Raw genomic sequence first — 18880 nt, forward strand, 5'->3', positions numbered from 1 at the left:
GAGCATACATAACACGAGCGAGAGGCTTGCGGAAAGTTGGGGGAAGTCATGCTGACGGGAGAAATTCGCAACAAAGTCGACCGCCTCTGGACGGATCTGTGGGCGGGCGGCATCGCCAACCCGTTGACGGCGATCGAGCAGCTGACGTATTTGATGTTTATCCGATCGCTGGACGAGAAGGAGCGGGAGGCCGAACGCGCCGAAGCGGCCGGCGGCCGGCCGGAGCCGAGGCGGTTTCCGCCCACGGAGGAAGGCCAGTCCATGCGGTGGAGCCGCTTCAAGACGATGGACCCGCAGCGGATGTTCGACATCGTCGGGACGAAGGTGTTCCCGTTCATCAAAACGCTGAACGGAGACAACGCGACGGCGTTCGCCCGGTACATGCAGGATGCCGTCTTCTTGATCCCGACCCCGCATGTGCTGCACAAAATCGTCGCCGGCTTGGACGAGCTGTACGAGCATGACGTTCGGGAGCTGGACATGCAGGGCGACGTGTACGAGTATATGCTCGGGAAGCTGGCGACGGCCGGGCGGAACGGCCAATTCCGCACGCCGAAGCATATTCGTGATTTGATGGTGCGCTTGATCGCGCCGACGCCGGGCGAAACCATCTGCGACCCGGCCTGCGGGACGGCGGGCTTCCTCGTTTCCGCGGCCGAATACGTCCGGGCGAACTGCGGGCCGAGCATGACGGCCGAGCAGCGGGCGCATGCCGCGGGGGAGATGTTCACCGGATTCGACACGGACCGGACGATGCTGCGCCTGTCGGCGATGAACTTGATGCTGCACGCGATCACGCGGCCGAACATCGATTACGCGGACAGCGTATCGAAGCGGAACGATCTCTCCGACGCGTTCGATATCGTCCTGGCGAATCCGCCGTTCACGGGGACGGTCGACGGCGACGCCATCCACGACGCCCTGAAGTCCGTGTGCGACACGAAGAAAACGGAGCTGCTGTTCGTGGCGCTCTCCCTCCGCATGCTCCGGAAGGGCGGGCGCTGCGCCTGCATCGTGCCGGAGGGCGTCTTGTTCGGCGCGTCGAAGGCGCACAGAGCGCTCCGGCGGGAGCTCGTCGACAACCACCGCCTGCAGGCGGTCATCGCGATGCCGAGCGGCGTGTTCAAGCCGTACGCGGGCGTGAGCACGGCGATTCTGCTGTTTACGAAAACGGGCGAAGGCGGCACGGACCGCGTTTGGTTTTACGATATGAAATCGGACGGGTACTCGCTGGACGACAAACGGACGCCAATCGACGCCGGCGATCTCCCCGACATCGAAGCGCGCTTCCGCAAGCTCGAAGCCGAAGCGCTTCGGCGGCGGACGGAGCAAAGCTTCTTCGTCGAGAAGGCCGAGATCGCCGCGAACGATTACGATTTGTCGATACGGCGGTACAAAGAGGTCGTTCAGGGGAAGGCAGACTTCGAACCGCCCGAGGTCATTCTCGACCGTCTGGAACGCATGAACGCCGACATCGCCGCGAAGACCGAGAGGCTGAGGGGGCTCCTCCGTGAGTAGCCGGGTAACGGCGCGTCTCGGCGACGCAGCGATCATCCGAACCGGGAAGCTCGACGCAGGCGCAAGCTCGGCGGAGGGGCGGTATCCGTTCTTCACCTGCTCGAGGGAAACCTTGAAAATCGATACCTATAGCTACGACTGCGAGTGCGTCCTCGTCGGGGGCAACGGGGAGCTGCACGTGAAATATTACGACGGCAAGTTCGATGCCTACCAGCGAACTTACATTATCGAATCGATCGATAAAGAAGTTCTGCACGTGCCTTACCTGTACCATTTCTTGAACCATTACGTGGAAGCGCTGCGCAGCCGATCGGTCGGCGGGGTCGTCAAATATATCAAGCTCGGCCATTTGACGGAAGCGGCCGTTCCGCTGCCGCCGACCGACGAGCAGCGCCGCATCGCAGAGGTTATGCGCGAGGCGGCCGAGCTGGCGGAGCTGCGCCGGCGGCAGCTGAACGAGCTGGAGCTGCTCGCGCGGTCGGCGTTTCACGACCTGTTCGGCGATCCCGCCGTCAATGAGAAAGGATGGGACGCCGCTCGGTTCGGCGACGTGCTCGCGGCGAAGGCGCAGAACGGCTTCTTCGCCAAAACCGACGCCTACGCCGAGGACGGCAACGCCGAAATCGTGTGGATCAACGACTTCCTCGACCGCCGCGCCTGCGAACTCGGCAAGCTGCGGCGGGTCAAGGCCGATCCCGCGCAAATCGCCAAGTTTCAAGCGGCTTACGGGGATTTGCTGTTCTGCAGGTCGTCGCTCACCGAAGCCGGCGTCGGGAAATGCGCCTATGTGCCGCGGGACGTGAGGCCGAACACGATGTTCGAATGCCATATCATCCGGACGAGGCTGGACTTGCGCCGAGTGCATCCGGTATTTATGCAGGCGCAGACGATGACCGACGGGTTCAGGAGGCAGATAGCGGCGAAGGCGAAACGATCGACGATGACGACGATCGGACAGGACGGCATCGTCGGCTGCCGGATCGTCGTCCCGCCGCTCGAGCTGCAGCGCCGGTTCGCGGACATCGCCGCGGACATCGATGCGCAGCGGGAGGCGGTCCGCCAGGCGCTTGACGCGACGCAGCGGCTGTACGACAGCCTCGCAAACCGGTATTTCGGGCGGGGCGCATAGCGGCAACCTTCTTTCCCCAACGCGCGTCAATGTGTGGTGAGGGGGGATGGTATCGTGGGGAAACGGTGGGCGATTCTGTTGTCGGCGGCGCTTGTCTTCGGCGGATGCGGACCGGCGTCCGGCGGCGGCGAGCCTTCGGGAACATCGGGCGCGCATCCGATCGGGAAGTTGTTCGAGGAGGCGGAGCCGTTCGACTTTCGCCGCGGCGAAGTCGTCCGAGTGACGGTCTATACGCCAGGAGCAGAGAAGGTCGTCGCCGTCGCGAGCGGCGCCGAGGACTTGAACGAGCTGGGGGATATTCTGCATCGCGCCCGTCCGGCCGCGGGCGAAGCCGCTGCCGACTGGAACTATACGATCGTAATTGAGGGGCGCGACGGGGCGGAAAGAAGGCTGGAGGTCACGGGAGTCGGCACGGTGTTTGTCGACGAAAGCTCCGAGCAGCGGTATGCCTACGTATTGGATAAAAAGAAATTCCAGGCGTTCCTTGAGAAAAAGCGAGGGACATAAGACCAGACCCGAGCAGCCCGCTCGGGTCTTTTCGCGCGGTGCGAACCTCAAATAAATGGATAGTTAGGCTACAACGTAACTCGCCGTGTTATGTATTCAAACAAAAGTCATGAAAACCGATAAAAAACGTATTGACTCGCCTCGGGAATGTAACATATAATTCAGTCAACAGCAGCAAACGAGGTTGGATGTAAGAAATAATAACATAAAATGAAGTTGTCTAGGGTTCCGTTGGGCAAACGCCCGAGCTGGTCCGAGAGACGGCGTATGAACGCGGTGAACGTTCATATAACACGGAGGGATAAAAGCCCGGGAGGTCACACACTCCCGCGGCTTTTTTCATTTCAGAGATAAGAATGCACCGCCGTGTCTTATCTCTTATAAAAATCGATGAAAAAAAAGGACGTGGGGACATGGAGAGGACCAAAACAAGCACGCTGCGGATCGTCTTTGCCTTCATAACGGCCATCGCGCTGATCTTGGGCGGATGCTCCGGCAAGCAGGCGGCATCGTCTGACGAACCGCTCAAAATCGCGCTCAGCCCTTGGCCGGGTTGGTTTTTCTGGTACGTCGTCGAAGAGAAGGGGTTCTTCGATAAACACGGCGTCGAGGTGCAGCTGGAATGGTTTCCGGTATACAGCGATTCGCTCCAAGCGCTGGCGACGGGCAAGGTGGACGCCAACAGCCAGACGCTCAGCGACACGCTGGCCCCCGCGTCCAAAGGGATCGGCCTGAAGGCGGTGCTCGTCAACGACAACTCGTTCGGCGGCGACGCGATCGTCGCGAAGCAAGAGATCGGGAGCATCGAGGAGTTGAAAGGGAAGACGATCGCGACCGAGCTCGGCACCGTCGACCATCTGCTGCTGCTGACCGCGCTGGCGGAGCACGGCATGTCGGAGGGCGACGTCAACTATGTGAACATGACGGTCAACGACGCGGGGCCTGCATTCATCAGCGGCAAGACGGACGCGTCGGTATTATGGGAGCCGTTCCAGACGATCGCGGTGAAAGAGGGCAACGGCAAAATTTTGTTCTCTTCGAAAGATACGCCCGGCCTGATTCCGGATTTGCTCGTATTCAAGGAAGACGTCGTCGAGAGCCGGCCGGACGACGTGCAGAAGGTGGTCGACGCCTGGTTCGACGCGGTCGCTTGGTACGCGGACAACGAACAGGAAGGGCTTGAAATCATGGCGGCGAAGGCCGAAACGACGGTCGAGGACTTCAAGCTCGGCATGGAAAGCATCAAGCTGTTTACGCTGGAGGATAACCTGAAGGCGTTCGAGCACGGCGACACGTACGAATCGCTGCATTACACCGGGCAAACGACGGCCGAATTTTTAAAAAATCTCGATATGCTGCAGGACATTCCGGATTTGACGAAGGTGCTGGAGCCGAAGTTCGTGCAAGACTTAGCGGAGAGGTGAGAAGATGCAAATCGCAAACGGCGTGACGAGCGTCGCCAAGGCAAGGGGGCCGAAGAAAATGCGGATTTTTAAAGAGATTCGTCCTTCCCTGTTCACGGGCCTCGCCATCTCCTCCTTCGCAGTTATCGTGGCGATCTGGTCGCTGATCAGCTACTTGCAGCTGGTCAACCCCGTGTTTTTGCCGCAGCCGCACCTCGTGCTGTTAGAGATGCTGCATCAGCTCGGCACGGCGGAATATTGGGCGCATATCGGCATCAGCGTATTCCGCGTCAGCGCGGGCTTCCTGCTCGCCTGCCTGATCGGCATCCCGATCGGCATTCTGGCGGGGACGTTCCGGGTCGGCTCGGCGGTCATCGAACCGCCGATGGAATTCATCCGCTACATGCCGGCGGTCGCCTTCATCCCGCTGCTTATGGTGTGGGTCGGCATCGGCGAATGGGCGAAAATTTTGCTCATCTTCATCGGCTGCTTCTTCCAGCTCGTGCTGATGGTCGCGGACGTGACGAGGCGCGTGTCGCTCGATCTGCTGCAGGCGTCGTTCACGCTGGGCGCGAGCCGCTGGCAGGCGATCGAGACGGTGCTGCTGCCGGCGATTCGTCCCGAGCTCGTGACGACCCTTCGCCTCATTCTCGGCTGGGCGTGGACGTACCTCGTCGTCGCCGAGCTGGTGGCGGTCAACAGCGGCCTCGGTTACGCGATCATGAAGGCGCAGCGGTTCCTTAATACCGAAGAAATTTTCGTCGGCATCATCGTGATCGGCCTGCTGGGCCTGATCAGCGACCGAATTTTCGCATACTTGCAAAAACGATTATTCCCTTGGGCGTAAGGAGGCGGAACGCATGACGGCTGCACTGCAAGCGGCGGGACCGAAGCAAATCGAAATCGCCGGTCTCGGCAAAACGTACCGCGCCCGCAAAGCGGCGTACGAAGCGCTGAAGGGCATCGATCTCACGATCGGAAAGAACGAATTTCTGACGCTGCTCGGCCCTTCGGGCTGCGGCAAATCGACGCTGCTGCGCATCTTGGCGGGGCTCGAAGACGCGACGGAAGGGGAGCTGCGGCTCGAGGGCGAGTCCATCGTCGGCCCGGGCGCGGACCGCGGCATGGTGTTCCAAGGGTACACGCTGTTCCCGTGGCTGAACGTCCGGCAAAACATCGAGTACGGCCCTAAACTGAACGGCACCCCGCTGCTGGAGCGCCGGCAGATCTCGGATTACTATTTGAAAATGATCAAGCTCGAAAAGTTCGCGACCGCGTTCCCGAAACAGCTGTCCGGCGGCATGAAGCAGCGTGTGGCCATCGCGCGGGCGCTGGCCAACAAGCCGAAAGTGCTCCTCATGGACGAACCGTTCGGCGCGCTCGACGCGCAGACGAAGCTGGAGATGCAAGAGCTGCTCCTCGAGGTGTGGGAGAAGGAGAAAACGACCGTCGTGTTCATCACCCACGATATCGAAGAAGCGGTGTTTTTGTCGCAGCGCATCTGCGTCATGGGAGCGAACCCGGGGCGCATCATCAGCGAGCATCGGGTCGAGTTCCCGGGGGTGAGATCGGAAGCGACGCGGCAGCTGCCCGAGTTTCTGGCGCTGAAGAAAGAGCTGCAGGCGCTGCTGAAGCATTAAGGAGGCGAGCGGGATGCAACCGATGGATGAGCTTTACCGCGAAGGACGGAGCCGGTTTCGGCGGCAGGCGCACGCGGCGGCCGAGGGGGTAGTCGGCAGGCAGCGGTACCTCGGGCGCGCCGGACGGCGAGTCGCGTTGGCGCTGTGGATGGCAGGCGTCGAAGCGCTGCTGGCGGCGCACGCCCTCGTGTATTTGCTCGCCAAACGGGCGCTTGCCGTATAGTCCGGGATTTTTCCGCACAATTCCATATCGAATACCTGTCTAGGGTTCCGCCGGCGCCGCGCCGGGGCTGGTCCGAGAGACGGGGATACGGGTCCGCGGATTCGTATTAACACGGAAGGATAAAAGCCTGGGAGATCTTGTTCCCCGGCTTTTTCTTATTCATCTCGAAGGAGGACGACGCGCATGAACGACATCATCTGGAGCAAAACGATTCCGCCCGGGGGCAAATGGTCCGGGACGGTCGGTAAAAACAAGCTCGTCCGGTTTACGACGGCGGAAGCCGGGGCGAATGTGGCGGCGCTGCTGTATCATGCGGACGATTTGACGGAGCGGTACAACATGCCGGATACGCTGAAGGCGCAGTATACCGCGCATTTGACGGCGGGGAACGTGCTCATGAGCGACAACGGACGCGCGCTGGCGAGCATCGTGGAGGACAGCCTCGGCTGGCACGACCCGCTCGGCGGCATCACGACGAAGGATTTGACGGAGCGCAAATACGGCAAGACGACGTACCAGGAACTGCGCAACGGCTGGCTGAAGAACGCACGGGACAATTTCGCGGCGGAGCTTACGCGCAACGGACTCGGGCTGAGGGATCTTGTACCGGTCGTGAACTTGTTCTCCAAGGTCGTATGCGAGGAAGGCGGCGCGCTTCGGTTCGTGCCCGGGCATTGCCCGGCGGGAGCGACCGTCACGCTGCGTACCGAGCTGGATACGCTGTTCGTCGTCTCGAATACGCCGCATCCGCTCGATCCGAGCGAGACGTACCCTTCCGTGCCGGTCACGATCGAAGTGCTGCCGGCGGAGCCGGTCGATCCGGCGACGGACCGCTGCGTCAATCACCGCGGGGAGAACCGCCGCGCGTTCGAAAATACATGGGAGTATCTCGCTTTGAGGGGGAATGCGCGATGACGACGGAGATCAGACGAGTCGAGAGCGACCGCGCCGCGGAAGATGCCGTGTACGATGTGACGATTCCGGCGGGCGAAGGCTGGATGAAGGATTTGCTGCCGGGCCAGGTGCTGCGCATCGTCGACCTCGAAGGCAACCAAGCGGCCGATACGCTCTTTTACGATACGAACAATCCCGAAGACCATTACAGCGCAGCCCAAACGATTTTGGCGCAGGGCAACTTGTATTTGGCCGCCGGGTCGAAGCTGCTCGCCGAATCCGGGAAGACGCTGCTGACGATCGTCGCGGACACGTGCGGCCGCCACGATACGGTGGGCGGTGCGTGCTCCGCGCAGAGCAACACGGTGCGGTATTCGCACGACACCTTGCCGATGCACAGCTGCCGCGACACGTTCATACTGCAGCTGGCGGAGCGCGGCGAGCCGTTCTCGAAGCGGGATCTCGCCCCGAACGTTAATTTCTTCATGAACGTGCCGGTGACGCCGGAGGGCGATTTGACGTTCGCCGACGGCATTTCTTCGCCGGGCGCGTACGTCGAGCTGCGGGCGGAGACGGCGACGACGGTGCTGATCAGCAACTGTCCGCAGCTGAACAATCCGTGCAACGCCTACAACCCGACGCCGATTCGTTTGCTGATTTGGGATCGATAAATCGATAAATTTCGCGCTGGCAGCAGAGGGGGAACGCGCATGTTTACGAAGGTGCTCATCGCCAACCGCGGCGCGATCGCCGTGCGGATCGAACGAACGCTCCGCCGCATGGGGATTCGTTCGGTGGCCGTATATACGAAAGCGGATCAAGACAGCCTGCACGTCGACCAAGCCGACGAGGCGGTGTACATCGGCGAAGGACCGGCGAAGGACAGTTATTTGAACGCGGAGCTGATCCTCGAGACGGCGATTCGGACGGGGGCCGAAGCGATCCATCCGGGGTACGGCTTCCTCAGCGAGAACGCGGCGTTCGCGAAACGGTGCCGCGAGCTCGGCATCGCCTTCATCGGACCGACGCCGGAGCAGATGGAGCAGTTCGGACTGAAGCATTCGGCGCGGGAGCTCGCGATTCGCTCCGGCGTCCCGCTGCTGCCGGGCACCGCGCTCATCGAGCGCTTGGACGAAGCGGTGCGGGAAGCCGGCCGGATCGGGTACCCGATCATTCTGAAAAGCACGGCCGGCGGCGGCGGCATCGGCATGCGCGTGTGCGAGAACGAAGAAGCGCTTCGCAGCGCATTCGACGCCGTGTGCCACCTGGCCGAGGCGAATTTCAAGAACGGCGGGGTGTTTCTCGAGAAATACATTGAGCGGGCGCGCCACGTCGAGGTGCAGATTTTCGGCAACCGGTTCGGGGAAGTCGTCGCGCTCGGGGAGCGGGACTGCTCGATTCAGCGCCGCAACCAGAAGGTGATCGAGGAAAGCCCGGCGCCGCATTTGCCGGCCGAAGTTCGTTCGGAGCTTCTCGCGTCCGCCGTCCGGCTGGCGCGCGAGGTCGGGTATCGGAGCGCGGGCACGGTGGAGTTTTTGTACGACCCGCAGACGTGCGAGTTTTACTTCCTTGAGGTCAATACGCGCCTCCAGGTCGAGCACGGCGTGACGGAAGAGGTGCTCGGCGTCGATCTGGTGGAATGGATGGTGCGCGAGGCGGCCGACGAATTGACCGGGCTCGCCTCCCTCGTGCCGGAGCCGAAGGGCCACAGCATTCAGGCGCGCATTTACGCGGAAGACTGCCTGCAGGGGTTCCGTCCGAGCGCGGGGCAGCTCGATCAAGCGAAGCTGCCGGCGTCGGCGCGGGTGGAGACGTGGGTGCGGGACGGCATGACGGTGACGACGCTGTACGACCCGATGCTGGCGAAAATCATCGTGCGCGGCGACACACGCGAAGAGGCGCTGGAGCTTCTCGGCGAGGCGCTGCGGGAGACGCGTTTTTATGGGTTGACGACGAATTTGCAATATATTCAGGCGCTGCTTACGTCGGAAGGCTGCCGTTCGGGCGAGGTGTTCACCCGCATGCTGAACGACTTCCAGCCGGCGGAGCGTGCGCTCGAAGTGCTGGACGGCGGCGTGCAGACGACGGTGCAGGATTGGCCGGGCCGCATCGGCTATTGGGACGTCGGCGTGCCGCCGTGCGGGCCGATGGATCCGCTGTCGTTCCGCATCGGCAACCGGCTGCTCGGCAATCCCGACGGGGCGCCGGGGCTCGAAATGACGCTGCGCGGCGGCGCCTATCGGTTCCGCGACGACCTGCTGTTCTGCGTCGCGGGCGCCGACATGCAGGCGACGCTCGACGGCAAGCCGGTCGAGCCGTACCGCCCGATGGCGGCAAGGCGCGGACAGACGCTGCAGTTCGGCGAAGCCGCGGAAGGGATGCGCGCGTACTTGCTCGTGCAAGGCGGCCTTGACATGCCGCTCGTGCTCGGCAGCGCGTCCACGTTCACGCTGGGCGGCTTCGGCGGGCACGGCGGGCGGGCGCTTCGCACGGGCGACGTGCTCGGCGTGGCGGAGCCGGCGGGAGACGCGGCTGCGGCTATGGCAGAAGCGGCGGCTGCGGCGGCGTCGGCGGACTCGTCGGCGTATTCCGCCGGAGCCTTCGATCGGCCGCTCCCCGCGGCGTCCCGCCCGGGCATCGCCCGGAGCTGGACGATCGGCGCCATTCCGGGGCCGCACTGCTCCGAGGAGTTCCTGCACTCGAGCTACTTGGCTCAGCTGACGTCGACGGTGTGGGAGGTCCACTTCAACAGCTCCCGCACCGGCGTGCGGCTCGTCGGGCCGGCGCCGCGCTGGGCGCGGGAGGACGGCGGCGAAGCGGGGCTGCATCCGTCGAACATTCACGACAACGCGTACGCGATCGGCGCCTTGGATCTCACCGGCGACATGCCGATCCTGCTCGGACCGGACGGCCCGAGCCTCGGCGGATTCGTTTGCCCGGTGACCGTCGCGTCCGCTGAGTTCTGGAAGCTCGGTCAGCTGCATCCGGGCGATAAAGTGTCGTTCCGCCTCGTCACGCTGGAGGAGGCGGAGTCGCTGCGGCAGGCGCAGGAGCGATTCTTGTCCGCGATCGGCGAAGGCGAAGCGGAGGCGCTGCCGGCGTACGGCCTGTCGACGCTGTCCGCGGCGACGAGCGAGGAGCTTGAGCTTGCGCCGTCTTATCCTGTATTGGCGCGCCTCGAGGCGGGGCCGGGACGGCAGGTCCCGCTGACGGTCCGCTGCAGCGGCGACCAATATTTGCTGGTCGAGTACGGCGAGATGGAGCTCGATTTGAAGCTCCGGTTCCAAGTGCACGCGCTCATGGAAGCGGTGCGCGGCTGCGCCGATTTCCCGGCGATCGATTTGACGCCGGGCATCCGGTCGCTGCAAATCCATTTCGACCCGGCGCGCATGACGTCGCGCGAGGCGTGCGAGCGGGTGCTCGAACTCGAAGGTACGCTGCCGCCGCTCGCGTCGCTGAAGGTGCCGTCGCGCATCGTTCGGCTGCCGCTGTCGTGGGACGATCCGTCGACGCAGCTGGCCATTCAGCGGTACCAGCAGAACGTGCGGCCGGACGCGCCGTGGTGCCCGAGCAACCTGGAATTTATCCGGCGCATCAACGGGTTAGATAGCCTCGACGACGTAAAGCGGATCGTGTTCGACGCGAGCTACCTCGTGCTCGGGCTGGGCGACGTCTACTTGGGCGCGCCGGTGGCGACGCCGGTCGATCCGCGTCATCGGCTGGTGACGACGAAATATAACCCGGCGCGCACGTGGACGCCGGAGAACGCCGTCGGCATCGGCGGCGCATACATGTGCGTCTACGGCATGGAAGGGCCGGGCGGATATCAATTCGTCGGCCGGACGGTGCAGATGTGGAACAAGCTGCGGTCGACGGCGAGTTTCCCGGCCGGCAAGCCGTGGCTGCTCAACTTCTTCGATCAAATCCGCTTTTACCCGGTGTCCGCGGAGGAGCTGGAGAAGCTTCGCGAAGATTTCCTGCGCGGCCGGTTCGACGTCGAGATCGAAGAGACGACGTTCGATCTCGGTGAATATTTGGACTTCCTGCAGTCGATCGAGGATACGGCGGGCGACTTCAAGGAGCGCCAGCGGGCCGCGTTCCAGCAGGAGCGCGAGAACTGGAAGGCGCTCGGATTGGACGAATACGTCAGCGAACAGGACGCAGGCAAGCCGCTCGCGGACGACGAGCTGCCGGAGGGCGCGGTTCCGGTGCGGAGCTCGCTGCCGGGCAGCGTCTGGAAGGTGAACGTGGAGCCTGGGCAGCAGGTAAGCAAAGGCGACGTCCTCGTCGTCGTCGAGAGCATGAAGATGGAGTTCTCCATCGGTTCGCCCGGCGACGGACGCATCGAATCGGTGCATGTGACGCCGGGCGACGGCGTCCAAGCGGGGCAGCTGTTGATCGGTTTGGCGCAATAGAGAAAGGAGCGAGGCGATATGGGGGAGGTTCGGTTTCCGGAGCAGTTGACCATCGAGTGGCTGCAGGACATGTACGAGAAGGGCGCGATCGCGCCCGAAGACACGATCCGCGAGGTCGTCCGGCGCGCGCAGGCGGACGCGGACAACCCGATCTGGATCACGCCGCCTTCGGCGGACGCGCTTCGCCCGTATCTCGAGCGGCTCGAGCGGATGGATCGCTCCGCCGCGCCGCTCTGGGGCGTCCCGTTCGCGGTGAAGGACAATATCGACGTCGCGGGCATGCCGACGACGGCCGCGTGCCCGGAGTTCGCGTACGTGCCTGAGGCGCATGCCGAGGTCGTGCGGCGGCTCGTCGACGCCGGGGCGATTCCGGTCGGGAAGACGAATCTCGACCAATTCGCGACCGGCCTCGTCGGGACGCGCAGCCCGTACGGCGAGACGCGGAACGCGCTGCGGCCCGAATGGCTGAGCGGCGGGTCGAGCTCGGGCTCGGCGGTCGCGGTGGCGAGAGGGCACGCGGCGTTCTCGCTCGGCACCGATACCGCCGGCTCCGGCCGGGTGCCCGCGGCGCTCAACGGGCTCGTCGGCTACAAGCCGAGCGTCGGCGCATGGCCGACGAAGGGCCTCGTCCCGGCGTGCGCGAGCCTCGACTGCATCACCGTGTTCGCGCACAGCCTCGCGGACGCGCTGGCCGTCGACGCGGCGGCGCGAGGGGCGCATGGCGGCGACCCGTGGTCGCGCGACATCGCGCGTTCGGACTCGCTGCCGCCTTCGCGCATCCTTTTGCCCGCGGAGCCGCCCGCGTTCTTCGGCCCGCTCGCGCAGGAGTACGCCGCAGCTTGGGGCGAGGCGGTCCGGCGGCTGACGTCGCTCGGCCTGCCGGTCGAAACCATCGATACGAAGCTGTTCGAGGACGCAGCGTCGATCTTGTACGACGGCCCTTGGGTCGCCGAACGATGGGCGTCGCTCGGCGAATTCGTCGACGGCCATCCGGGGACGGCGTTCCCGGTGACCGAGCGGGTGCTCCGGTCGGGCGCCGCGGAGCGGCACACCGCCAGCGCCGCGTTCCAAGCGATGCACAAGCTGCAGCGGTATAAGGCGGAAGCTCGCAAGCTGCTGCGGAACGCGGTGCTGGCGATGCCGACGGTCGGCGGCACGTACACGCGCGAGCAGGTGCGGCACGATCCGATCGCGACGAACAGCAATTTGGGGAAATACACGAATCATTGCAATTTGCTCGACCTGAGCGCGGTCGCCTTGCCGGCGGGGCTCGCGGACGAAGGCATGCCGTTCGGCATTACGCTGTTCGGCTTGTCGGATCAAGAGCACCTCGTCTGCGGCGCAGCGGAGCTGTGGGTCGGGCGGTCCGCGGCCGAGGAGCCTTCGACGCTCGTCGCCGTCTGCGGCCTCCATATGCGCGGCTTTCCACTGGAAGCGCAAATGCGCGCGTGCGGCGCGGCGTTCGTCGAGGAGGCCGACACGGCTCCGGCGTACCGGTTCGTAAAGCTGCCGACGACGCCCGCCAAGCCCGGATTGATTCGGTGCGAGGAAGGGGGCGCGTCGATCCGGCTCGAGCTGTGGCGGATGCCGCTCAAGACCTTCGGCGGCTTCGCCGCCGCCATCCCGGCGCCGCTCGGCATCGGCAAGGTGGAGCTCGCGGACGGGCGCGAGGTGCCCGGCTTCGTGTGCGAAGCGTACGCGGTCCGCGGCGCGGAGGATATTACGGAAGCGGGCAGCTGGCGGAACGTTATATCATAAATGAAGGCGCGCGCCGAACCCGGCGCGCGCCTGTTTTATGCCGTCTGCAGCTCTTCGTCCGCGTCCGCGTCGCGCAGCCACGCCAGCGCCTGCCGGCGATGGTCCTCCGTAATGTAAGCTTTGGCTGTCATGATGACGGTCGCGATCGCTGCGGCGTCGTCCAGAAACCCGCCCGGCAGAAGGTCCGGCACGGCGTCCAGCGGAGAGATGAAGTACGCGAGCGCGCCGAAGATCGCGATTTTCGCGCCGGTCGGCGTCTTCGGGTCCAGCGCGCAGAAGTAGAGGGCGACGGCGTCCAGTACGAAGGGGACTTTGCCGGCGGTCTGCTTCGCCTTTTTCCAAAAGTTTTTCTTCACTTGCTTCTCGTCGTTGCTCATCATGGGGTTCCTCCTAAAGGTTCGTTTGTGTGCTTGCTATATTTTTAGTATAGGAGGATACTTTGAAGCAGGGATGGTCTGGCAGACCATAAAGTTGGAGGATGAGCATGCGCAACGGGGAAAGCATCGTCGACAAAATCCTGATGACGGAGCAATTTTTAAGCACGCAGAAAACTATGTTGATGCCCGACGTTCGGGAGCTGCAAGTATATAAGGAGCACCGGCATCGCTTCGAGAGCGTACTCCCGTATCTGGAACTCGATATTCGGTCGTCGCTGGCGATAAAGAACGCTTTATCGAAAATCGCCTTCCAACCGTTCACCTTCGCGATCCAACTGGTGAAGACGTTATCGCAGGCGCTCTTGGCCGGTAAACGCGGGGGAACGCCGCCGGGCTTGAACGGAGCGGGCGCCGCCGTCGGCGCGGTCGCCGCGATCGATAAGCATGCGATGGTTTACAAAATCCAAGAGATGCTGCGCGAAGAGGCGACGCACGCCAGCTTCGCGCAAGAGCTGAACCGCATCGCGTTCGCCAAGGTATCGACCGTGAAAGAGCTGTCGGAGCGCTCCAACATCGAGTACAGCTATCTGAACAAGCTGCTGAACAACAAACTGCGGCCGAACGCGACGATCAGCCGGGATTTGACGATCAAGCTGTGCCTCGCGCTGGAGCTCGATTTGCTGGAGGCGAACGAGTTGATGTCGCGGGCGGGGTACATTCTTTGCGGCAATACGGAGCGGGATCGCCTGCTTAGCCTCTGCGTGCAAGAGAAGACGGGAGTTATGACGGCGAACGAAATTTTGGAGGCAAGACAGCTGCCGTTGCTGTAGGGCGAACGAAAGGGCAAGCGATAGAAAGGGGAGGCGCACGATGCAGCCGATCGAGATCGAACGATTGGAGACGGTCCTTCAAGCGTATGAAGGGCGTACTCCTTACATTCATGTAGAGGTGACGCCGGGGGCGTTCGTGCGCAACGTGACTGCGGCGATCGAACAAGCTTACGTGCGCGGCTCCGGCCCTTATCGGGTGGCGCTGCGCCTTAAGGGCGACGGGTGGATTCGCGCGGAAGGCCTGACGCACATGGCGGAAGAGCCGGGGCGGCTGCTCCTCGCCGGGCATGACGAGCTGGGGCGGCTCACGTGCGGGCTGCAGCTGAGTACGGAACGTTTCGAGGCATAAGGGGGCGGAGGAAAACATGACTGCAGGAACAAAAAGCATTCTCGGACTGTTCGCCCATCCCGACGACGAAACGTTCATTTGCGGCGGCACGCTGGCGCATTACGCGAAGCGGGACGCGTCGGTCGCGGTCGTCTCCGCGACCCGCGGGGAGATGGGGCGGCGCATGGGCTATCCGCCGCGCATCACCCGCGAATCGATGCCGCGGATTCGGGAGGAAGAGCTGCGCGAAGCGTGCCGCCGGCTCGGCATCGAAGCGCCGATCTTCCTCGGCATCCGCGACAAAACGGTCGAATACGAAGACCGGCCGGCGCTCGTCGCGCGGCTCGCCGCTATTATCCAGGAGCGCAGGCCCGACGTCGTCCTGACGTTCCACCCGGCGTGGGGCGGGCATCCCGACCACTGCGCGATCGGCGAAGCGGCGCGCTCCGCCGTCGAGACGTTCGGCGCGGACGGGCCGGCGCTGTTGTACATCTCGTTCGGCGACCCGCTGCGGCATGCCGAGTGGGCGGCGTCGCTCGCCGCGGCGGACGTCGTCCGCGTCGACGTCCGGGACAGCCTGCGGGAGAAGCTGAACGCGTTCCGCGCGCATCGGTCCCAAACCGAGATGGATTCTTGGCTGTGGGAGGCCGGGAAGGACGCCGTCCGCCGGTTCAAGGCGTACGAATATTTCGTCGTCGACCGCTCGCTGCCGGGGCGCGAGCTGCCGGAGTGGTTCGGCGCATGAGCGAAAATACAATCCCCTCCAAGGAAACCGACCGCTGCGCATGAGCGCGCCTCGGTTTCCTTGGAGGGGATTCGTCGTTTGCGGGCCGCCTTTGCACGGTCCCGGCGGCCGTAGATTCTACTTTAGTATACTCCCGAATTCACCCTGAGGATAATATTCGGCCGCTCGCAACGTCTTTATAATCCGAAGAGTGATGTTTCCATAAACGAGGAGGATATTGAAGAATGAAAAAGGCGAGTTCAGTCGTACTGTCGTTAATCGTCGCGTTCGCTGCATTCGGCTCGGCAGGGGCCGAGGAGGCGCAGAAAGGCGCCGTCTACGAAGTAGCCGTAGGGCAAATGGCAGACGGAGACCTGCATTTGTCGACCATGGTGCCGAACATTGTGTATGTGCATGAGGGGGATTCCGTGACGTTCGCGAACAAAGACGCCCTGGCCCCGCACACGGTCACGTTCCTGGCGGGCGAGGCGCCGCTCAGCCCGGAAAACCCCGCATCGGCCGCGCCTACCGACGCCAGCGGCGTCGCTTGGGACGGAACGCGGCTGCTCAATTCCGGCATGCTGTTCCCGGGTCAGTCCTACACGGTGAAATTCACGTCGGCGGGCGCGTATTCGTTCTACTGCGTGCTGCATCCGGACATGAAGGGCGTTGTCGTCGTCGTTCCCCGAGGCCAGCCGATTCCGAGCAAGGCGGAGCAGAAGGCGGCCGTCAACCAAGCCATCCACAACTATAAGCAGCATGCGCAGGCGCTCCGCGCGATGCATGACGAAGTCCAATACGTTCGGAACGACGACGGCTCGCTTACCTACACCGTGCGCGCCGGCGTCGCGGCGGACGGAATCTTGTTCAATCGGTATGCGCCGGATACGATCGTCATTAACGAAGGCGACAGCGTGGAATGGATCAACGACACGCACGAGGGGCATATGGTCGTCTTCAACAAGCCGGACGATTTTGCCGCGCTGGTCGACGGGCAGATGAATATGGCGGCGATGGCCCCGGCGGGCGGTCCGACCTTCGACGGTACGGGGTTCGTCAGCTCCGGCCTGCTCTTCCATTCGTCCTACAAGCTGACGTTCACCAAAGCAGGCGTCTACGAGTATCAAGATCCGATCTTCGCGGGATTAGGCATGACCGGCAAAATCGTCGTGGTTCCGAAGGGCGCCCCTAAGGTCGTTGTGAACGGCGAACCGCTCGCGTTCGACGGCAAGCTCCCTCGCTTCCATCAAGGCGAGCTGATCACCGCCATCGTGCCGTTCATGAAAGCGCTCGGCGGCGACGTGCAGTGGAATGACGCGCTGTCCGCGGTGGTCGCGAATGTCGGCGGGAAGCACGAGCTCCCTGCAGGACTTAAGAAGGGGAAGCGGATAAATGTAGTCGTCAACGGGAAAGCGTTGGGGGCGGACGAAGGAACCGTCGTATCGATCGACGGCGTCAGCTACGCCTCGCCGGAGGATATCGTGCGCCTGCTCGGCGGCTCGTACGCTTGGGATGGGGGCAGCCAGACCTTCTATGCGAATGTAGGCGTCAAGCAAGCGAATGCAGGCCACAATCATGCGAAGTAAAGCAGTATATTGGGCGATCCTCCTGCTGGTTCTGGCGTCGGCTGCGCTCGGCGGCTCCGGGAAGTCCGCCGGCGGACTCCTCGCCGCGGCGCCGGCCGCCAAGCCGGCCGCCGAGCAGGCGGTCAAGAAATTTAAGCTATACGCAACGGACGGCTACACGACCATGCCCGACGGCGAGAAGATTTATATTTGGGGATACAGCCTCAGCAATAAACAAGGGAGCGCGGCGTACCCCGCTCCCACGCTAACGGTGAACGAAGGAGACCGGGTCGAGGTGACCGTCGAGAACATCGGCCCGTCCGTCAAAGGAATCAAACGCGTGGCGCATACCGTACATTTCCACGGACTCGACACCGATCAGGAGAACGACGGCGTTCCGCATACGTCTCATGCGATTCAACCGGGCCAAAGCTTCACCTACCGGTTTACCGCAACCCACGCGGGCACCTATTGGTACCACTGCCATGTCGATACGGCGGAGCATCTGCAGATGGGCATGCACGGAGCGTTCATCGTCAAGGCCAAGGGCGGCGCGAAGGAAGCGTGGACCGGCGGTCCGGCGTACGACCGGGAGTATACGCTCCAACTGAACGAGTTGGATCCGGTATGGCATAAAGCCGTTGAGGAAGGCCGGGCCTACGATAAAACCGATTTCCGTCCGGTGTATTTCACGATTAACGGCAAGGCGTACCCGGACACGGAGCGGGACCCGAACACCATGCTTCGGGCGAAGGTCGGGGAGAAGGTGCTCATTCGGCTGATCAATGCGGGCTATCAGGCCCACAGCATCCATACGCACGGTCACCATTTCCAGGTCATCGCCTCGGACGGCCGCCCGCTGCCGAAGCCATACGAGAAGGATACGATTTTGATCGGACCGGGCGAGCGTTACGATTTGCTGATGACGGTGACCCAGGCCGGACATTTTCCGATCCACAGCCATAATATCATCGACAATCTCAACAACGGGGTGTATCCGGGCGGGATGCACACGATGATGGAGGTCGCTCCTGAAAGGGAGGAGGAGGCTGCGGCTTCGCCTACGCCCGCGCATAACGATCATCATACCGGAAACGGAGATGCCGGACACGGAACAGCCGGACATGGAGCGGCGGGATCGGGTACCACCGTATATATTCAAAATAACGTGTATTCCGTCAAACAATTGACGATTGCCAAAGGCACCAAAGTGACGTGGATCAATAAGGACAAAGAGCCGCATACGATCACCGATTTGGACGGCCGCTTCGACAGCGGCGACGTATTGGCGGGAGCGTCGTGGTCCCATACGTTCAAGGAAAGCGGCGAATACGTCTATTACTGCAGCATTCATCCAGCCATGGAAGCGAAGGTCATCGTGAAGTGACGGAAGCGGCAAAGCGAAGCGCCTCGCCCGAATCGGGAGAGGCGCTTCGCGGCTTGCGCGCGGCTTGCCGTGCCGTCCGATGCCCTTGCGAGTAAATATTTTCCAAAGTGTGATGCAGAACACAAACACGCGGTGCGCGATCCTATACAATAACCTTCGGCACATGAATTCAAGGGTTACGC

17 protein-coding genes and 2 riboswitches are annotated in these 18880 nt (G+C 63.0%); of the genes, 16 read left to right on the plus strand and 1 reads right to left on the minus strand.

Going from position 1 to position 18880, the window contains the following annotated elements; genetic code table 11:
• Window positions 1-48: 48 nt before the first annotated feature.
• The 11 genes from VE009_RS11885 (at window position 49) to atzF (ending at window position 13487) form a co-directional block, all read left to right on the plus strand.
• Window positions 49-1518 (plus strand): class I SAM-dependent DNA methyltransferase, encoded by a 1470-nt coding sequence (locus VE009_RS11885; protein ID WP_325008025.1) that lies wholly within the window; start codon window positions 49-51, stop codon window positions 1516-1518.
• Window positions 1511-2647, plus strand: coding sequence for a restriction endonuclease subunit S (locus tag VE009_RS11890; RefSeq protein ID WP_325007816.1), 1137 nt, complete (start codon window positions 1511-1513; stop codon window positions 2645-2647). Before VE009_RS11885 ends, VE009_RS11890 begins: the two co-directional genes overlap by 8 nt.
• A gap of 54 nt (window positions 2648-2701) precedes the next feature.
• Window positions 2702-3154: a hypothetical protein gene (locus VE009_RS11895; RefSeq protein ID WP_325007818.1), complete on the plus strand. Its 453-nt coding sequence runs from the start codon at window positions 2702-2704 to the stop codon at window positions 3152-3154.
• A 209-nt stretch (window positions 3155-3363) separates the two neighbouring features.
• Window positions 3364-3472, plus strand: a riboswitch (guanidine-I (ykkC/yxkD leader).
• 95 nt (window positions 3473-3567) lie between these two features.
• Complete coding sequence (locus VE009_RS11900; RefSeq protein WP_325007820.1) at window positions 3568-4578, plus strand: ABC transporter substrate-binding protein; 1011 nt, start codon at window positions 3568-3570, stop codon at window positions 4576-4578.
• Window positions 4579-4582: 4 nt separating this feature from the next.
• Complete coding sequence (locus VE009_RS11905) at window positions 4583-5404, plus strand: ABC transporter permease (protein WP_325007821.1); 822 nt, start codon at window positions 4583-4585, stop codon at window positions 5402-5404.
• Window positions 5405-5417: 13 nt separating this feature from the next.
• The gene (locus tag VE009_RS11910; RefSeq protein WP_325007823.1) at window positions 5418-6197 is read left to right on the plus strand and encodes an ABC transporter ATP-binding protein; all 780 of its coding nucleotides are present in this window, start codon (window positions 5418-5420) and stop codon (window positions 6195-6197) included.
• A gap of 13 nt (window positions 6198-6210) precedes the next feature.
• Entirely contained in the window at window positions 6211-6420 is a 210-nt protein-coding gene (locus tag VE009_RS11915) for a hypothetical protein (RefSeq protein WP_325007825.1), read from the plus strand.
• Window positions 6421-6448: 28 nt separating this feature from the next.
• Window positions 6449-6556, plus strand: a riboswitch (guanidine-I (ykkC/yxkD leader).
• Window positions 6557-6603: 47 nt separating this feature from the next.
• On the plus strand, window positions 6604-7335 hold the full coding sequence (locus VE009_RS11920) for an urea amidolyase associated protein UAAP1 (RefSeq protein ID WP_325007827.1): 732 nt from the start codon (window positions 6604-6606) through the stop codon (window positions 7333-7335).
• On the plus strand, window positions 7332-7985 hold the full coding sequence (locus tag VE009_RS11925; protein ID WP_325007829.1) for an urea amidolyase associated protein UAAP2: 654 nt from the start codon (window positions 7332-7334) through the stop codon (window positions 7983-7985). Before VE009_RS11920 ends, VE009_RS11925 begins: the two co-directional genes overlap by 4 nt.
• A gap of 39 nt (window positions 7986-8024) precedes the next feature.
• Window positions 8025-11729 (plus strand): urea carboxylase, encoded by a 3705-nt coding sequence (uca, locus tag VE009_RS11930; protein WP_325007831.1) that lies wholly within the window; start codon window positions 8025-8027, stop codon window positions 11727-11729.
• Window positions 11730-11747: 18 nt separating this feature from the next.
• Window positions 11748-13487 carry an allophanate hydrolase gene (gene atzF / locus VE009_RS11935; RefSeq protein WP_325007833.1) on the plus strand — a complete coding sequence of 580 codons (1740 nt, stop codon included), beginning with the start codon at window positions 11748-11750 and terminating at the stop codon, window positions 13485-13487.
• 35 nt (window positions 13488-13522) lie between these two features.
• Here atzF and VE009_RS11940 read toward each other — a convergent pair whose 3' ends face one another.
• Window positions 13523-13867 carry a YkvA family protein gene (locus VE009_RS11940; RefSeq protein WP_325007835.1) on the minus strand — a complete coding sequence of 115 codons (345 nt, stop codon included), beginning with the start codon at window positions 13865-13867 and terminating at the stop codon, window positions 13523-13525.
• A gap of 104 nt (window positions 13868-13971) precedes the next feature.
• Between VE009_RS11940 and VE009_RS11945 the strand changes: the two genes are divergently transcribed.
• From VE009_RS11945 to VE009_RS11965, 5 genes are all read left to right on the plus strand, one after another.
• Complete coding sequence (locus VE009_RS11945) at window positions 13972-14694, plus strand: hypothetical protein (RefSeq protein WP_325007837.1); 723 nt, start codon at window positions 13972-13974, stop codon at window positions 14692-14694.
• 40 nt (window positions 14695-14734) lie between these two features.
• Window positions 14735-15043: a DUF1806 family protein gene (locus VE009_RS11950; protein ID WP_325007839.1), complete on the plus strand. Its 309-nt coding sequence runs from the start codon at window positions 14735-14737 to the stop codon at window positions 15041-15043.
• Window positions 15044-15059: 16 nt separating this feature from the next.
• On the plus strand, window positions 15060-15767 hold the full coding sequence (locus VE009_RS11955) for a PIG-L family deacetylase (RefSeq protein ID WP_325007841.1): 708 nt from the start codon (window positions 15060-15062) through the stop codon (window positions 15765-15767).
• A gap of 224 nt (window positions 15768-15991) precedes the next feature.
• Window positions 15992-17332 (plus strand): plastocyanin/azurin family copper-binding protein, encoded by a 1341-nt coding sequence (locus VE009_RS11960; protein ID WP_325007843.1) that lies wholly within the window; start codon window positions 15992-15994, stop codon window positions 17330-17332.
• Complete coding sequence (locus tag VE009_RS11965) at window positions 17322-18698, plus strand: multicopper oxidase domain-containing protein (protein ID WP_325007845.1); 1377 nt, start codon at window positions 17322-17324, stop codon at window positions 18696-18698. Before VE009_RS11960 ends, VE009_RS11965 begins: the two co-directional genes overlap by 11 nt.
• Window positions 18699-18880: the final 182 nt, after the last annotated feature.

It is taken from the genome of Paenibacillus sp., from assembly GCF_035645195.1.
Taxonomy (GTDB): Bacteria; Bacillota; Bacilli; order Paenibacillales; family YIM-B00363; genus Paenibacillus_AE.

What these genes read in the sequence shown, in the direction of transcription:
- VE009_RS11940 (WP_325007835.1), bottom strand. Translation starts at nt 13,867, where the DNA reads ATGATGAGCAACGACGAGAAGCAAGTGAAGAAAAACTTTTGGAAAAAG.
- VE009_RS11925 (WP_325007829.1), top strand. Translation starts at nt 7,332, where the DNA reads ATGACGACGGAGATCAGACGAGTCGAGAGCGACCGCGCCGCGGAAGAT.
- VE009_RS11915 (WP_325007825.1), top strand. Translation starts at nt 6,211, where the DNA reads ATGCAACCGATGGATGAGCTTTACCGCGAAGGACGGAGCCGGTTTCGG.
- VE009_RS11885 (WP_325008025.1), top strand. Translation starts at nt 49, where the DNA reads ATGCTGACGGGAGAAATTCGCAACAAAGTCGACCGCCTCTGGACGGAT.
- VE009_RS11960 (WP_325007843.1), top strand. Translation starts at nt 15,992, where the DNA reads ATGAAAAAGGCGAGTTCAGTCGTACTGTCGTTAATCGTCGCGTTCGCT.
- VE009_RS11910 (WP_325007823.1), top strand. Translation starts at nt 5,418, where the DNA reads ATGACGGCTGCACTGCAAGCGGCGGGACCGAAGCAAATCGAAATCGCC.
- VE009_RS11950 (WP_325007839.1), top strand. Translation starts at nt 14,735, where the DNA reads ATGCAGCCGATCGAGATCGAACGATTGGAGACGGTCCTTCAAGCGTAT.
- VE009_RS11900 (WP_325007820.1), top strand. Translation starts at nt 3,568, where the DNA reads ATGGAGAGGACCAAAACAAGCACGCTGCGGATCGTCTTTGCCTTCATA.
- VE009_RS11905 (WP_325007821.1), top strand. Translation starts at nt 4,583, where the DNA reads ATGCAAATCGCAAACGGCGTGACGAGCGTCGCCAAGGCAAGGGGGCCG.
- VE009_RS11945 (WP_325007837.1), top strand. Translation starts at nt 13,972, where the DNA reads ATGCGCAACGGGGAAAGCATCGTCGACAAAATCCTGATGACGGAGCAA.
- VE009_RS11965 (WP_325007845.1), top strand. Translation starts at nt 17,322, where the DNA reads ATGCGAAGTAAAGCAGTATATTGGGCGATCCTCCTGCTGGTTCTGGCG.
- atzF (WP_325007833.1), top strand. Translation starts at nt 11,748, where the DNA reads ATGGGGGAGGTTCGGTTTCCGGAGCAGTTGACCATCGAGTGGCTGCAG.
- VE009_RS11920 (WP_325007827.1), top strand. Translation starts at nt 6,604, where the DNA reads ATGAACGACATCATCTGGAGCAAAACGATTCCGCCCGGGGGCAAATGG.
- uca (WP_325007831.1), top strand. Translation starts at nt 8,025, where the DNA reads ATGTTTACGAAGGTGCTCATCGCCAACCGCGGCGCGATCGCCGTGCGG.
- VE009_RS11955 (WP_325007841.1), top strand. Translation starts at nt 15,060, where the DNA reads ATGACTGCAGGAACAAAAAGCATTCTCGGACTGTTCGCCCATCCCGAC.